Here is a 15521-nt window from a genome sequence, read left to right as displayed (position 1 = left end):
CCGGAGATGACGATGACGCAGGATGCAAGCGGGCCCCGGCCGGTCGCCACGCTGGAAATGGTGGCGGCACTGGCCGGAGTCTCGCGGGCAACCGTGTCGCGGGTGGTCAACGATTCCCCCCGTGTGGACCCGGAACTCGCGCAGTCGGTGAAGAAAGCCATTCTGGCTCTCGACTACACGCCGAACCGTGCGGCGCGCTCGCTCGTGAAGCGGCGCGCCAACTCGGTCACACTGATCGTGTCGGAATCGACGTCGAAGGTGTTCGCCGATCCGTTCTTCGCCACGGTGGTCCAGGGCATCGCCCTGTTCCTGACGGACACCGAGTACACGCTGAACATGATCATCTCCTCGGAATCGAAGCCGGAGAAGACACGCAGTTTCCTCCTCGGCGGAAGCGTGGACGGCGTCCTGGTGGTCTCCCACCACAGCGGTGACCATTCGTGGACGCACCTCTCGGGTTCGCTTCCCATGGTGTTCGCGGGCCGGCCCCTGGTCGGCGCCACCGAGGCCTACTTCGTGGAGGTCGACAACGAGCAGGCGGCCTACAACGCCACCCGGCAACTGACCGCGAACGGCCGCACTTCCGTGGCCACGATCGCCGGACCGCAGGACATGCCGCCCGGCATCGACCGCCTCGCCGGGTGGCGCGCCGCTGTGCGGGAGGCGGGCCTCGGCGAGGGCCTCGTGGAGATCGGCGAGTTCACCGTGGCTTCCGGCGCCCAGGCGATGCACCGGCTGCTCGACCGCGGTGCACCGATCGACGCCGTCTTCGCCGCCAACGACCAGATGGCAGCCGGCGCCTACACGGCGATCCAGGGCAGGGGCCTACGCATTCCGGAGGATATCGCCGTCGTCGGTTTCGATGACGATTCCTTCGCCACCTCGGTCAGTCCGGCTCTCACCACGGTGCATCATCCGATCGTCGAACTCGGCAAGAAGATGGCAGAGACGCTCGTCAACCTGATCGAGGGCAATCCGACGGACCGTGTGACGCGCCTGCCGACCTCCCTCGTGATCCGCGACTCCGTCTAGCCCCGAACCTCCTGCTTCATCCAAGCCCGCCCGGCGATCGGTCCATCATCCGGCGCGATCCCTGCCCGAATCTTCGCCCCCTTGCCGGAAAGGCACCCCATGACTACTGCTGATCCTGTTTCCCCCGCGGGCTCGACCGGCCGGTCCGTCTCCTGGGGCGTCATCGCCACCGGCTCGATCGCTGCGCGCGTCACGCAGGACCTCGCCCTGCTCGAGGACGCCGTGCTGCAGGCGGTAAGTTCCCGCTCGGATCCTTCCGCCCGCGCCTTCGCCGAGCGGTTCGGCTTCGCCGCGTCCTATTACGACGACGGCGACACCACCGGCTGGAAGCAGCTCCTCGCCGACCCCCGGGTCGAGGTGGTGTACATCGCCACTCCGCATGCCCAGCACCACGCCGTCGCCCTGGCGGCACTCGAGGCCGGCAAGCACGTCCTGTGCGAGAAGCCCCTCACGATGAACGCGAGGGAAGCCCGGCAGCTGGTCGAGTGCGCCCGGGACCGCGGGCTGTTCCTCATGGAGGCCGTCTGGACGCGCTTCCTCCCCAGCTTCCGACGCGCACTGGAGGTCGTGGAGTCCGGCGAGATCGGAACGGTCCGCTGGATCCAGGCCGACCTCGGTTTTCCGGCGCCGTACGACTCGACCTCACGACTCTGGGATCCGGCTGCCGGCGGCGGAGCGCTCCTCGACCTCGCGGTCTATCCGCTGACCTGGGCACTGGCTGCCCTCGGTGAGCCACAGGCCCTGTCAGCTCGGGGCGTGCTCAACTCCAATGGCGTGGATCTCCAGAACGCACTGACTTTGACCTACGACGGCGGCGCGCATGCGCAGCTGACCACGTCCATCGGGGCGGACTGCCCGAGCGTGATCACGATTAGCGGGACGGACGGCTGGCTGCGGACGTCCGCTCCCCTGTTCAATCCCGGCGAACTGATCATCCAGCCGCGGCAGGGAACCCTGCGGAGGGAGCAGTTCGACGTCGTCGGCCACGGTTTCAGCTACGAACTGCGCGAGGTCATGCGCTGCCTGCAGGCCGGGCTCACCGAGAGCGCGGTCATGCCGCTCAACGACACCCTACGGGTGATGGACCTGCTCGACGACGCCCGGCACCAGATGGGGTTGAAGTACGCGAACGACGACGGGCAGGCCTATCCCACCGGCCCCGCATAACCCAGTGCCCTGCTGGCATCCGCAGCTGCCTGCGCCACCACGGGTCCGAGCCGCACGGCGTCGCCCTCGGTGATCCGCTGCGTGGGAAAGCCCAGGCCGAGGGCCGCGGTCAGCTTCCCTGTGTGATCGAAGACCGGCGCACTGATGGAGCCGACGTCGTCGTTCCGCTCACCGAAGGCCGCGTAGTAGCCCTGCGCACGGGCGAGGTCCGCCTGCTCCCGCAACCGGTCGAGACCCCCCGGCGTGGAACCCGTGAAGCGCTCGAGGCGCGTGGGCTCCACGGCGTCCCAGGCCTCCGGGTCGAAGGCGAGGAAGATCTTTCCCGGAGCGCCGGCGTGGATGGGCATCACCATGCCGACCAGAAACGGGCGCATCACCACATGCCGGGTTTCAGCCACCGCGACGATCGTCCGGAAGGCGCCGTCACGCGTATAGAGGGACGCGGTTTCACCGGTATCGTCGCGGAGCTGCTGGAGTACAGGCTTGATCAGCCGGACGATGTCGAGGCCGAAGGTGCCCGGCGTCGCCCATCGGACCAGGCCGATGCCGATGCGGTAGCGGTCTCCGTCACGGTCCAGGAATCCCTCGTGCAGGAGGCTCTGGACCAGACGCTGGCAGGTGCTGGACGGAAGCCCGGTGGCGCGGATGATGTGCTGCAGCGTTGGCTCGGGCTGCTCGATCGAGAAGCAGTCGAGGATGTTCGTGACCTTGCTCAGCACAAGGAGCGGTGAGGCTCCTTGCGGTTGTTTCGGCGCCACGACATGCCTTTCCTCCGGGTCTTTCCTACTTGAGCGGCCCCTACTTTACCCGCTCTACCTGCTCTTTTTCGGAAGGCAGGCGGATGTGATAGTTGACACGCTCAGCGTACAACCCACATTATGGGTTGGGAACCCGCTAGGCGGGTCTTTCATTCCGAACACGACGATGTGGAGAAATCATGAACACCTCGGATGTAACCGCCGAAACCGAAACCGAGCCGAAGCGTCCGGGCTCATCACGTATCGGGCTGATTGTCCCCAGCTCCAACACCACGATGGAAACCGAACTGCCCGAGCTCTTCCGGCGCCAGTCCGAGGCTACCGGGCACAAGTACACCTTCCACTCTGCTCGGGCCGGCATGAAGAACGTGAACCGTGAGGAACTGCTGGCCATGGTCGGCAAGGCCGCAGGCTGCGCCGAGGCGGTATCGGACGCCGACGTCGACGTCATCGCCTACGCCTGTCTCGTCGCCGTCATGGCACAGGGACCGGATGCGCACGTGGAGTCCGAGGGCGTCATCGCCGATGCTGCAGCAGGAAACGGACATCCCGCTCCGGTCACCAGCAGCGCCGGCGCCCTGGTGCGCACGCTGCAGGAGATGGGCGCCAAAAAAGTCGCGATGGTGACGCCCTACATGAAGCCCCTCACCGGCATGGTCGTCGACTACATCGAAGGCGCAGGGATCACCGTCGTCGACGCCACGAGCCTCGAGGTGGACGACAACCTCGCCGTGGGTTGCCTCGATCCCCAGAACCTGCCCGACATCGCACGCCAGCTCAAGCGCGAAGGCGCCGACGTCATCGTGCTGTCCGCCTGTGTCCAGATGCCCTCACTCCCAGCGGTCCAGGCTGTCGAGGACGAGCTCGGCCTGCCGGTCATCACGGCAGCCACAGCGACGACGTACGAGATCCTCAAGGCCCTCGGCCACCAGCCGGCCATCTCCGGCGCGGGCAGCCTGCTCGCCGGAAACTTCATTCCCGCCGGCTCCGAAGCGTAGGGACAAGCGCCATGTCGATGTCACTCGTCGCTTTCGCTGTCCTCGTCGTCGCCTTCGCCATCGGCTCCTTCACCAGGATCAACGCCGGCCTCATCGCCGTCGTAGCGGCCTTCGGCGTCGGCACCCTCCTCGCCGGCCTGCCGATCACCGACGTGATCGCCCAGTTCCCCGCCGGCCTGTTCTTCATCCTGGTGGGGGCCACCCTGCTTTTCGCGATCGTGCGGATCAACGGCACCATCGACCTGTTGGCCTACTGGGCCGAACGGCTGGCCGGCGACCGCAAGATCCTCGTCCCGATCCTGATGTTCCTGCTCACCGCCATCCTCGCTGCTGCGGGTGCCTTCACCCCCGCCGCGATCGCGATCGTGGCACCGGTGGCTCTTGCCCTGGGGATGCGGTTCGGCATCAGTACACTCGCAATGGGCCTGGTCGTGGTGCAGGGCGCGAACGCCGGCGCGTTCTCGCCGGTCAACCCCTTCGGCGTCCTCGCCAATGTCATGCTCGATGAAGCGGGTGCGTCCGGCGATGCGCTCAAGTTGTTCCTCTACTGCTTCCTCTTCAATGCGGTACTCGCGGCTATCGCCTACGTCCTCGTGCAGGCGATCATGCACCGGCGTGGCGTCCGGAAGGCTGAAAAGGAGAGGAACGACGTCGAAGGACGGAGTGGCTCCACACCTGCAGGTACCGGCACCGGTTCCGGAAGAGATTCCGGCAACGATTCCAGCACGGGGCTGGACGGCGCTCCCGCACGGACCGACACCGCCCTCGCCACCCCCGAGGAACCGGCCAAGACCGGACCGGTCAAGGTTGCGGCGACCCCGATGCGTATCCTCACCCTGGCGGGTATCGGCGCACTCCTTTTCCTCACCACCGTCCTCGGCCTGGACGTCGGAGTAGCGTCACTGGTGATCGCCCTGGCCCTGATCTTCGTGGATTCCTCCGTTCAGAAGCCAGCGGTCGAGAGCATGCCGTGGTCCGCGATCATCCTCGTCACCGGCATCGTCACCTATGTGGGCATGCTGGAGGAGATGGGTGCGCTGGAGGAACTGCAGGCAGGCATCGAAAGCCTCGGCAACAGCTCCGTTGCGGCGCTGATCACCGGTTACGTCGTCGCCATCGTGTCGGCGTTCGCCTCCACCACCGGCACCCTCGGAGTCGTCAGTCCGATCGTGACCCCCCTCGCCATGGACCCGCTGCTGACTCCGATCGGAGTCGTCACGGCCATCGCCATCAGCTCCTCCGTCGTGGATGTGAGCCCGATGTCCACCAGCGGCGCCCTGCTCATGGCCAGCGCCCAGCCCAAGGACGAACGCCTTTTCTTCCGGGCGCTGCTCCTCTGGGCTATCGCGATGATCGCCGTCGTGCCGCTGCTCGTCTGGTTCGTCTTCGTCCAGCTCGGTCTCGGCTGAGCGATCGACCGATCGGTCGACTGATCGACGAAAGGAGGGCACCCGAGTTCATCCGGGTGCCCTCCTTCGGAAGGGGCGCATCTGGTCGTTCGGGACTAGAGTGCCGTTTCGATGGCCTCGGCAATCGGCGTCTCGCCGCTGTTGAACTGGAGGGTCTTGTCCACGGTGCCGAGATTTCCGAGCACGACGGCGGCAACGAGCGCCACGTCCTCGCGGGACACCGAGTCCTGCTGGGGCTTGTCCGACACCTCGATCTTGCCGGTTCCCGGATCCGTGGTCAGTGCACCCGGTCCGAGGATGGTCCATGCAAGCTTCGATTCGCGTAGGTGCTCGTCAGCCGCCGCCTTGGCCTCGGCATAGTGGAAGAACCCGGTGTCCTCGGGAACACCGTGATCCTTGCCGGCGCCGAGGTAAGACACCATGACGTACCTGCCCACGCTGGCTTCCTCGGCGGCATCCATGGAGCGGATCGCGGCATCGCGGTCCACGGCATAGGTGGCCTCGGGGCTGCTGCCACCGGCACCGGCTGACCAGACCACGGCATCGTGCCCACGGAACACGTCGGCCATCTCACTCACCGACAACGTCGACACGTCGGCGACCACCGGCGTCGCGCCTGCTGTCCCGACCTCGGACGAGTGGTCCGGATTCCGGAAGATCGAGCTGACCTGGTGGCCCTGGCCGGTGAGGATCTTCGTGAGGTGCAGGGCCACTTTTCCGTGGCCTCCGATAATCGCAACGCGCGACATGTGAACTCCATTCGTTGGCGTGATTCGTTGGCGTGTTGTTTCCGACGCAATCGCCCCGTGGAGAGCGACGCCACGGGTTCCGCGCCTGGCGAAGCCCTATTCCCGCCTTCCGGCAGGACTTCCAGGCAGCATTTTGGCAGCACTTCCAGCAGAAACGGTTGCTGGTCGCCGGGAATTGGGCAGTTCCGGCTGACCGCGTACTCCACCACCCACCAGAAATGGACGACCTACGCCTGACGAACCGCGCGGGCTTCAGCGGCGGGCGTGCTGGAGGCGGAAGCTGCTGCCACGGTGCTCGTCCGGGAGCCGGTCGCCCTTCCCGAACAGCTTGTTCCGCAGGGTGCCCTCCACGTACTCGGTGGGGTAGGCGCCGCGCTTCTGGAGTTCGGGCACCACGTACGTGATGACGTCCTCGAACGAGCCGGGCGTGACCGCATAGGCAAGGTTGAACCCGTCGACGTCGGTTTCTTCCACCCACGACTGCAGCTCATCGGCGATCTGCGCGCCTGAACCGACCACGCGCGGGCCGAGCCCGCCGATCCCCGCCCACTCGGCGATGTCGCGCACCGTCCAGGGAGCGCCGTCGTCGTTCACTTTCTGGAAATTCGCGACGGCGGAGTGGATGGCGTTGGACTTCACATTGCCGAGGGGTTCGTCGGGATCGTAGACGGACAGGTCGATCCCGAGCCAGCCGGACACGAGCACGAGGGCGCCCTCGTAGCTGACGTACTTCTTGTAGTCCTCGTGCTTGGCGTGGGCCTTTTCCTCGGTCTCGTCGGTGATCACCGTGAGCATGGTGTAGATGCGCACCGAGTACCGGTCGCGGCCGGCGGCCTCGGCGGCGTCGCGGATCTTCGTGACGGCGTCCTTAAGGATGGCCTTGGTGGGCGCACCCACGAACACCGCTTCGGCGTTGCCGGCCGAAAAATCGATGCCCCTCGACGACGCCCCCGCCTGGTAGATGACGGGCGTGCGCTGCGGCGACGGCTCGCTGAGGTGGATTCCCGGCACGGTGAAGTATTTGCCGTCGTGCCCGATCTCATGCACTTTCGACGGGTCGGTGAAGATGCCGTTCTCCACATCCCGGACGACGGCGTCGTCCTCCCACGACCCTTCGAGCAGCTTGTAGAGCACTTCGAGGTACTCGTCGGCGTGGTTGTAGCGCTCATCGTGCTCGAGCTGGTCCTCATTGCCCATGTTGCGGGCAGCCGAGGGCAAGTAGCCGGTGACGACATTCCAGCCCACCCGGCCGTTGGTGAGGTGATCGAGCGTCGAGAGCCGGCGCGCGAACGGATACGGATGCTCATAGGCGGTGCCGGCGGTGACGCCGAAGCCGAGGTGCTCGGTCACGAGTGCCATCGCGGACACCAGCAGGAACGGATCATTGACCGGCGTCTGGGTACCCTGGCGCAGGGTGGCTTCGTTGGAGCCGCCGAAGACGTCGTACGTGCCGAGTACGTCGGCGATGAAGAGTCCGTCGAAGAGGCCCTTCTCGAGGGTCCGCGCGAGCTCGGCCCAGTAGCGGAGGTCCTTGTACCGGTGCGACTGGTCGTCCGGGTGGCGCCACAGCCCCGGCGACTGGTGGCCCACGCAGTTCATGTCGAAGGCGTTGAAGCGGATCTGGCGTGGCGCGTTTGCGGGCATTGCACTCCTCGGATGACCGGGCACCGCCGTTGAGGAAGCGCCGTACTTGCCCGCGCGCATACCGCCGGGCCGAATCCTCACCTGGGGCACCCCACTACAGCGAGAGGGTTGCCGTCCAACGAACCAGGGTTTTGCGTTGGAACTCTTGATTCTTGGTTCCGACCCTAGACGACGCACGACGGCGGCGTCGAGGCGGCAGTGTCATACGGGGACATCTGCACAACGGCGGCGGACCCTGGGATCGTGCGCCCGAAAGGGATTCCCACCTTTCGTGCGCACGATCCGTTTCAGTCCTCGATCAGTGCGTGTCCTCCTTTGGGCAGCTGATGCTCGGATTCCACTGCGCAAAGACTCCTGCCGGGTTATGCTTCCAGACCCATGCGTGGAGGGTGTGCTTGTACGGCGCCTTCGAATCCGCCGCTTCCGAATCGAAGGTGACTCCTCCGAGGACCGGTGCCTTCTTCGCTGTGGAAAGGAACTCCACCGCAACGAGGCGATAGTACTCGTGGTTGCCGTACTTCACCGGCATGTAGACCAGTGCTTCCGGTTTCGAGGCGTCGGTCTTCTTGTCGATCAGCTTGCTCTTCGCGTAGTGCACACCCATCGCGCCCACCCCGGGCAACTCGATGCAATCGGTGACGCGCTCGTAGCCGTCCTTGATGGCCCGATCCAGCCAGTTATAACGCGCGGTGGACCGAACGATCTCATACACCACTTCCTGGCTCGACGCGTGGTCCGATGAGCCTGAATTGCCCGATGATCCCCCATGGGCGAAGGCTGCGCTCGGCGTGAGTCCCGCAGCGAAGACCGCCGTGAACACCATCGCCGTTATTTTGGTTCTTGCTTTGTTCATTTCCTGCTCCAACCCCGAATGACGAATACTCCTAGCGGGATGAAGGCGCCGCAGCCAGGACCGAGGGGTCCTGCCAGCACGTCGAGGGTTTCCGGGAATTGCCGCAGCCTGCGCTGGGCGGCCATCATTCCACGCTGTGTTTGCTACCTCTACCGTTCCTTCGCGCCCTCACTTGGAGGCGCGCTCGTCAACGGCCGGTTGACACTGCAGTCCTCACCCTCTGGGGCTGCACGGTTGGACTCGTCCAGGAGGTCGACGTGGCGATCGGAGGACGCTCCCACGTGGTGGGGGCTTCAGGGTAGGCCTCCGCCAAGAGAGAGGTCAATAGGTAGTCCGACCCTCCTGTGCAGTAGCGGCGACGCCACTGCAGGAGACGCGAACTTTGTTCCCTGCCTCGAGTACCGGGTGTGCCGGAGGGTGAAGAACCCCCGGCGACCCGCCGGTGAACCGGGTTCCACCTGCCGCACGCCCCAGCACGTCCGCGGCCGGCGGCGGCATCAGGCGCTGACAGGCTTCTCGTTGTCGAGCAGCTGCCGCGCGGCTTTGCGGTTCTCATGGGTGGGGCCGTCGGGTACATGTGCCGGACGGCGGGAATCGAGCTCACGCCGAAGCTCGGGGAGAACGAATTCTCCGAACAGGTCCAGCTGCTCAAGGACGGTCTTGAGGGGCAGACCCGCATGGTCGATGAGGAAAAGCTGCCGCTGGTAATCGCCGAAGTACTCCTGGAACGTCAGGGTCTTCTCGAGGACCTCCTGGGGACTACCGACACTCAGCGGGGTTTGCGCGGTGAAGTCCTCCATCGACGGTCCGTGTCCGTAGACCGGGGCGTTGTCGAAGTACGGCCGGAATTCGTTCACAGCGTCCTGCGAGTTCTTCCGCAGAAAGAACTGGCCACCCAGACCCACGATCGCCTGATCCGCCCTGCCGTGCCCGTAGTGCTCGTAGCGCTCGCGGTAGAGGGCAATGAGCTGCATGTAGTGCTCCTTCGGCCAGAAGATGTTGTTGGCGAAGAAACCGTCACCGAAGTAGGCCGCGATCTCGGCCACCTGCGGCGTACGGATCGAGCCATGCCAGACGAAGGGCGCCACGCCGTCGAGCGGCCGAGGGGTAGCGGTGAAGTTCTGCAGCGGCGTGCGGTGCTTGCCCTGCCAGTTGACGACGTCGTTGTCCCACAGTTGCCGGAGCAGGTTGTAGTTCTCCACTGTCAGGTCCACGCTGTCCTGCATGTTCTTGCCGAACCACGGGTAGACAGGGGCAGTGTTTCCCCGACCGAGGACGAGGTCCACGCGGCCATCGGCCAGATGCTGCAGAGTGGCGAAGTCTTCGGCGATCTTCACCGGGTCATTGGTGGTGATCAGCGTGGTGGCGGTGGAAAGGATGATCCGCTCCGTCTGCGCAGCGATGTAGCCGAGGAGGGTGGTCGGGGAGCTGGCGTAGAACGGCGGGTTGTGGTGCTCCCCCGTCGCGTAGACGTCCATGCCGATCTCCTCGACCTTTTTGGCGATGGCGACAGCCGCTCGAATGCGCTCATGCTCAGTGGGGATACGACCAGTGACCGGATCCCTGGTGATGTCGCTGACTGAGAATACGCCGATCTGCATGAGTGCCTCCATCGTTGATTACATGCTTTTGCATCTAATCCTGTAACAGCGCGCAGGCGGAAGTCATTCCCGCAGTCATGCTGCACCAGCCCATCGCCCCCGCCTGGCTCCCGGCCCGAGTGGGCGTGAGCGATGCCGTCAGCTTCGAGTACTTCGGGCGGCGGGTTCCCGCCACAGTCACGGCCGAACCGCTGGTGGACCCGGGCATGACCCGGCTCCGCGGGCAGGCTGCGCCTGTTCCGGCGGCCGGATGCACGGGCAGCTGGTTGCTGAACGGGCCCGGACGGCTTGTCTACTGCTTGGCGAAGACGTCCGGGCGGGCTTTTTCGCTAGTTGGCGAAGACGTCCTGCAGCTTGTCCTGGGGGGCCCAGAGTGCCACGGCGTCGCCGCCGTTGTTCAGTACGGAGGCGGTAAGCCCGTTGTAGTAGGACCCAGCCGTATTGGTGCCCGGCCCGGTGTGGACGCGCAGCTCAGCACCGGGAGCAAGGACGTACCCGTTGCCCACGATGAGCACGTTGTTCGCTGCGTCCCGGACGAGGTAACCGCTGACGTCGATGCTGCGGTTACTGGTATTGCGCAGCAGCACGTACTCGCCGTTCTCCGGCTGGACATCGTCGCCGGCAGGGTTGTTCACCGAGTCCGCAATCTCCACTCCACTACCGGGGAAAACCGGCGTGCCCTGGAGGAGACGGGCATTCTGGATCGGGAAGTCGGTGGTGATGGCGTCGACTCCCAGGGCGAGTGAAGCCTGCACGGCCTCGGGGGAATTGACCGTGTAGACGCCCAGCACCAGTCCGGCAGCCTTCACATCGGCAACGTTCTGCGCGCTCAGCACGCGGTAGTTGGTTCCCACCGAGTCGGCGAATTCCGTCCAGGATTCAAGCACTGCGGGACCGGGAACCACACCGGACAATTGCTGCAGCTCGATCTCGGGAGCCACCTGGGCGAACTTCCGGTTGGAGGCCTCATCGAAACCCAGCACCTGGAGCTTGTGCCCGGCAACCAACTGCTGCCACTTCGGATTCGTCCGCAGTTCATCGGCGACGAGCTGTTCGACGCCCGGAGAGTTGACCGGCGATTTGATCTCGATGTAGACACCGGTGTTGGCCGTGGCGACCTTGGCGGCGTCGTCCAGATGGGGGATGCGCTCGCCCTCGTACCGCTCGTCGAAGTAGGAGCCGGCATCCAGTTGCTGCAACTCGTTCCAGGTGAACGAGGTGATCGGGTTGTTCGCACGCTCCGGGAAGACCTCCTCCACGTTGGTGGTGCGCGCCGGGGTGTCGTCATGGAACAGGAACGGCACGCCGTCGGCGCTGAGCTGTACGTCGATCTCGAAGAAGTCGGCGCCCGACGTGCGGCCGTCCTCGAAGGCCGCCACCGTGTTCTCGGGCGCTGTGCCTGCGGCTCCGCGGTGACCGATGAGTATCGGGGCGCTGTCCTGTGCTCGGGCTTCAGGCTGCGCGACAGCCGCAGGGGCCGCCATCAGCGACAGTCCCACTGCGGTGGTGACGGACATTCCGGTCAGGGTTCGAAGTGTACGAGATGCCATAGAAAGGTTCCCTTCGTTGGAGAGGATCGATGTTTCCCCCGCAACACACGGTTCCCCGCCCCGACATCCCGAAGGACAACTGCGGGTGAACGAGGGATGAAACAGCAGGAGCCGCAGCCCCGCAAGCCTGCCAATCCGGGAAGCCGGCAAGCTCGCGTTCCCGCAAGCCCGGCAAGCTCACGAATCCCGCAAGCCCCGCAAACCGGCGATGAGGGCACTCCCCCGGGAACGGTCGGCTATCCTCGAAGCCATTGACTTGCCGACACCTTAGGACAGGAACTCCGTGACGCTTCCCGCACAGAATCAGACAACGGACCCGGAGCTACTGGCCGCCCTGCTCCAGGCCCGGCAAGGTACCGCGTTCTTCGCCGGTCAGCTCGATCGGCTCGACGACGCCGAACTCGACGGCGCCTCGCTGCTGCCGAACTGGACCCGTCAGCACGTGGTGTCGCACGTCGCCTACAACGCCAAGGCGATTTCCCGCCTGGTCGCCTGGGCCGCCACCGGAGTGGAGACGCCCATGTACCCCTCCGTCGAGGTGCGCAACGACGAGATCACCCACGGCGTGACCCTCGGCCCTGCTGCGTTGCGGAAGCTGTTCCGGGACTCGGCGGAGCAGCTCGACGCCGACTGGGACAACCTTCCCACGGCATCCTGGCGTTCCACCGTCCGGACCATTCAGGGCCGCGAGGTCCCAGCGACGGCGACTGTCTGGATGCGGAGCCGCGAACTGTGGGTGCACGCCGTCGACCTGGACAACGGTGCAGGCTTCGACGACCTTCCGGAGTCGGTGCTGGCTCGACTGCTGGATGACATCACCGGCGCGTGGAGCGCCCGTGGCGCTGATATCGGGTTTGAGATCGAGATCACCGACGACGACGGCGGCACGGTCCGGCAGCTTTCAGGCAACGGACAACCGGAAGCCGGGGAGGTTCGCGGCGACGGCGCAGACCGGCAGAGCGACCCAGCCCACGGCGAAGCGACGGTTATTTCAGGCACGCCGGCCGCCGTCGCCCAGTGGGCAAGCGGCCGCGGAACCTCCGGGATAACGGCCCGCAGGTCGTCCACCCAGGGTGCCGCCGCCCTGTCCGGCACTGTGGCGTCGGAGGTTCCTGCGGCGCCCGCCTGGCTCTGATCCTGGGCACGCGCTAGAACTGGATACCCCGCGACAATCCGCCGTCCACCAGGATGTTGGCGCCCGTGGTACGGCTCGAAAGAGGGCTTGAGACGAACACCACCGTATCCGCGATCTCCTTCGGAGTGCCCATCCGGTGCGTGGGATTGAGCCCCATCGCCATCGAGAAGAGTTCCGGGTTCCCCTTCTGGATGATGTCCCAGGCGCCGCCCTCGTGGAAGGTGTTGCCGGGCGAGACGGTATTGGCGCGGATGCCTTTTTCGGCAAGCTGGAACGCCAGTCCGGCCAGGTACGCAACGAGTGCCGACTTCACCGTTCCATAGGGTCCGGAGGCGAAGTCCACCTCACGCCCCGAAACGCTGGAGATGGCGACGATCGAGGGCGCGGCGCTCTTCTCGAGGTAGGGGAGTGCAGCTTTCACCAGGCGGACCGTGCCCAGAAGGTCCACGCGCAGTGACGCTTCCCAATTCTCCTCGGTGTCGGCGAATGCGAGCGCACTCACATTGCTCACCACCATGTCGAGTCCGCCGAAGTCCTCCCCCACCGACTCCACCCAGCGCATCACCGCACCGCCGTCGCCCATGTCCACGGCGCGTCCGGCGATCCGTACGCCACCTCCTGCGAGCGCGCCCTCGGTTTCGGCGATCTCGTCGGGATTTCGGGCGCAGAAGGCAACGTTCGCGCCCTCTGCGGCAAAGGATTCCACAATGGCCCGCCCGATGCCCCGCGTGCCTCCGGTCACGAGCGCTGTCCTGCCCTTCAGCTGTAGATCCATGGCTCCTCTTTCATCAATGGGGTCAAATGAGCTGTGCGCCTCGTTGGCGCAGGTCCGCATGCATGCCGCCGTAGGAATGGGCTTCCGGGAAGAGCTGCTTCGCCGCCTTCACCACCACGCTGTAGTTGGCGTCCACCGCGTTGGCGATCGGGGCGAGTGCGGTCTGGGTGAGCAGCTGGTAGGCGTCCAACTGGTGCAGCCCGAACAGTTCTCCGAACCAGCGCACCATCTCGAGCTGCCCGATCCGCCAGGAGTCCTCCATGGGACGCGATGATCCAACGGCCATCCACTGCGTGTCCGTCTCGAGGCGGGGCCACGCCGGAGCCCCGCCCTTGATGAGCTCGACGATGATGGTGGAGTTCATTGCGCCTTCGACGGCGGTTCCGCAGGCCTCGCCTTCACCCTGCCGGTAGTGGCCGTCACCGATCGAGAACAGCGCTCCCGCCACGTTGACGCCGAGGAACACCGTGGTGCCGGCCTTGACGTCGGGGGCATCCATGTTCCCGCCGAACCGCTCCGGCACCAGCGATGACCGCACCTCACCGCCGGGCGGGGCAACACCCACCGTGCCGAGCATCGGTTCGAGCGGGAGTGCCAGCTCGAAGTCCCCGAAGCGTGCCTGGAACCCGACGGTGTTCCTCGTTGTGTCCACGGTGTAGATCCATGTGGTGTCGGGCAGCGGGTCCTGCAGGAACGCCGTGCGGTCGGTGCTGGTCAGGCCGCCGAAGAAGGGAATGGTGGCGGACGCTCCGTAGGACCGGGCTGGAGTCAGGTCCACGATATGCAGCGCGAGGGTGTCCCCGGGCTCGGCCCCCTCGACGTAGAACGGACCCGTCTGGGGATTGACGAACCGCAGGTCCACCTTCTCTGCGGACACGTCATCCACGGACGTCAGGGCATTGTTGAAGGCGTCCTCCGACCACAGCTTGAGGGCCGTTCCCGGCTTGATCTTCAGGACCGGCGCGCTCCCTCCGAAGGTGTAGACGAGCTGGTCGCGGCGCGGATGATATTCGATCGTCTCCATGAGGGGATGCTACGCAGGGCTGCACTCCTTGACCACCCCCGCTCCCCTCCCTAGCGTGGGAGTCATGAGCCACGCCGACATTCGCTTCTACTTCGACCCCGTATGCCCTTTTGCCTGGATGACCAGCAAGTGGGTGCGCATGGTCATGGCCGAGCGGGACTACGAGGTGGAGTGGCGGTTCATCTCACTGCGGCTCGTCAACTCCTCCGTCGACTACGACGCCCGGTTCCCGCCGGGATATGAAGCCGGACATACCGCCGGCCTGCGGCTGCTGCGCGTTGCCGCCCAGGTCCGGGCCGACCACGGGCCGCAGGCGGTGGGCGAGCTGTATGAGCGTCTCGGCGCCCGTATCTTCGATACCGAGGAGGACACGTCGGCCGACACTGCTGCCCGGAGCCACCGGGGTACCCGCGAATTCGTGGCACCCGTCCTCGCCGAGGCAGGCCTTCCGGCGTCACTGGCGGACGCACTCGACGACACATCGCTCGACGCCATCATCCAGGCCGAAACCGATGAAGCGCTTGCGCTCACCGGCAAGGACGTCGGCACGCCGATCATCCACTTCGAACCGCCCGAGGGCGTCGCGTTCTTCGGCCCCGTGATCAGCCGCTTGCCGGCCCGGGGTGAGGCCGGCGCGCTGTGGGACCACGTGGTGGGCCTGGCGGGCTTCCCCGGTTTCGCCGAGCTGAAGCGCAGCCTTCGTGAGCGCCCGCAGCTGCGCAGCTTCGGCGTTCCCGAGGACGATGCCGGTCTGCAGGAGGACTGGCACGGCGGAAGCCGCCGCGCCCGAAAGTAACGCGCGTCACATTCCGCAGCGACCGTGTAA

At 65.8% G+C, this 15521-nt stretch carries 14 protein-coding genes and 1 riboswitch; of the genes, 6 read left to right on the top strand and 8 right to left on the bottom strand.

The features are described from left to right. Nucleotides 1-12 precede the first annotated feature (12 nt). On the top strand, nucleotides 13-1032 hold the full coding sequence (locus IWX75_RS06860) for a LacI family DNA-binding transcriptional regulator (protein WP_196821786.1): 1020 nt from the start codon (nucleotides 13-15) through the stop codon (nucleotides 1030-1032). A 99-nt stretch (nucleotides 1033-1131) separates the two neighbouring features. After that, nucleotides 1132-2199 carry a Gfo/Idh/MocA family protein gene (locus tag IWX75_RS06855; protein ID WP_196821503.1) on the top strand — a complete coding sequence of 356 codons (1068 nt, stop codon included), beginning with the start codon at nucleotides 1132-1134 and terminating at the stop codon, nucleotides 2197-2199. Here IWX75_RS06855 and IWX75_RS06850 read toward each other — a convergent pair. After that, nucleotides 2178-2957, bottom strand: a complete 780-nt coding sequence (locus tag IWX75_RS06850) for an IclR family transcriptional regulator (protein WP_196821502.1) — start codon at nucleotides 2955-2957, stop codon at nucleotides 2178-2180. The two genes, IWX75_RS06855 and IWX75_RS06850, sit on opposite strands and share 22 nt — an antisense overlap. A 179-nt stretch (nucleotides 2958-3136) precedes the next feature. On the opposite strand from IWX75_RS06850, the gene IWX75_RS06845 reads away from it, so the two are divergent. Both IWX75_RS06845 and IWX75_RS06840 read left to right on the top strand, forming a co-directional pair. Beyond that, entirely contained in the window at nucleotides 3137-3955 is an 819-nt protein-coding gene (locus IWX75_RS06845) for a maleate cis-trans isomerase family protein (protein ID WP_196821501.1), read from the top strand. 11 nt (nucleotides 3956-3966) lie between these two features. Further along, entirely contained in the window at nucleotides 3967-5364 is a 1398-nt protein-coding gene (locus IWX75_RS06840; protein ID WP_196821500.1) for an SLC13 family permease, read from the top strand. Between the two features lie 95 nt (nucleotides 5365-5459). Here the strand turns inward: IWX75_RS06840 and IWX75_RS06835 are convergent, their stop codons facing one another. From IWX75_RS06835 to IWX75_RS06815, 5 genes are all read right to left on the bottom strand, one after another. Further along, nucleotides 5460-6113 (bottom strand): SDR family oxidoreductase, encoded by a 654-nt coding sequence (locus tag IWX75_RS06835; RefSeq protein WP_196821499.1) that lies wholly within the window; start codon nucleotides 6111-6113, stop codon nucleotides 5460-5462. A 252-nt stretch (nucleotides 6114-6365) separates the two neighbouring features. Then, a complete protein-coding gene (locus IWX75_RS06830; protein ID WP_196821498.1) occupies nucleotides 6366-7757 on the bottom strand; it encodes an LLM class flavin-dependent oxidoreductase in 1392 nt (463 codons plus the stop codon). Between the two features lie 37 nt (nucleotides 7758-7794). Next, nucleotides 7795-7908: riboswitch (SAM riboswitch) on the bottom strand. A gap of 147 nt (nucleotides 7909-8055) precedes the next feature. Then, on the bottom strand, nucleotides 8056-8610 hold the full coding sequence (locus IWX75_RS06825; RefSeq protein ID WP_196821497.1) for a hypothetical protein: 555 nt from the start codon (nucleotides 8608-8610) through the stop codon (nucleotides 8056-8058). 497 nt (nucleotides 8611-9107) lie between these two features. Next, nucleotides 9108-10211: an LLM class flavin-dependent oxidoreductase gene (locus IWX75_RS06820; RefSeq protein ID WP_196821496.1), complete on the bottom strand. Its 1104-nt coding sequence runs from the start codon at nucleotides 10209-10211 to the stop codon at nucleotides 9108-9110. Between the two features lie 329 nt (nucleotides 10212-10540). Further along, entirely contained in the window at nucleotides 10541-11761 is a 1221-nt protein-coding gene (locus tag IWX75_RS06815; RefSeq protein ID WP_196821495.1) for a glycerophosphodiester phosphodiesterase family protein, read from the bottom strand. Nucleotides 11762-12044: 283 nt separating this feature from the next. Between IWX75_RS06815 and IWX75_RS06810 the strand changes: the two genes are divergently transcribed. Then, nucleotides 12045-12896 (top strand): maleylpyruvate isomerase family mycothiol-dependent enzyme, encoded by an 852-nt coding sequence (locus IWX75_RS06810; protein WP_196821494.1) that lies wholly within the window; start codon nucleotides 12045-12047, stop codon nucleotides 12894-12896. 13 nt (nucleotides 12897-12909) lie between these two features. Here IWX75_RS06810 and IWX75_RS06805 read toward each other — a convergent pair whose 3' ends face one another. Together IWX75_RS06805 and IWX75_RS06800 are read right to left on the bottom strand one after the other, a co-directional pair. After that, nucleotides 12910-13671, bottom strand: a complete 762-nt coding sequence (locus IWX75_RS06805) for an SDR family NAD(P)-dependent oxidoreductase (protein WP_196821493.1) — start codon at nucleotides 13669-13671, stop codon at nucleotides 12910-12912. A gap of 22 nt (nucleotides 13672-13693) precedes the next feature. Further along, entirely contained in the window at nucleotides 13694-14695 is a 1002-nt protein-coding gene (locus IWX75_RS06800) for an acetamidase/formamidase family protein (RefSeq protein WP_196821492.1), read from the bottom strand. A 64-nt stretch (nucleotides 14696-14759) separates the two neighbouring features. Here IWX75_RS06800 and IWX75_RS06795 point away from each other — a divergent pair, with 64 nt between their 5' ends. Next, a complete protein-coding gene (locus IWX75_RS06795) occupies nucleotides 14760-15491 on the top strand; it encodes a mycothiol-dependent nitroreductase Rv2466c family protein (RefSeq protein WP_196821491.1) in 732 nt (243 codons plus the stop codon). Nucleotides 15492-15521: the final 30 nt, after the last annotated feature.

Source organism: Arthrobacter sp. CAN_A6, assembly GCF_015751715.1.
Lineage (GTDB): Bacteria > Actinomycetota > Actinomycetes > Actinomycetales > Micrococcaceae > Arthrobacter_D.
Note: the sequence above shows the minus strand (reverse complement) of the source record. Positions and strands in the feature narration are given on the sequence as shown.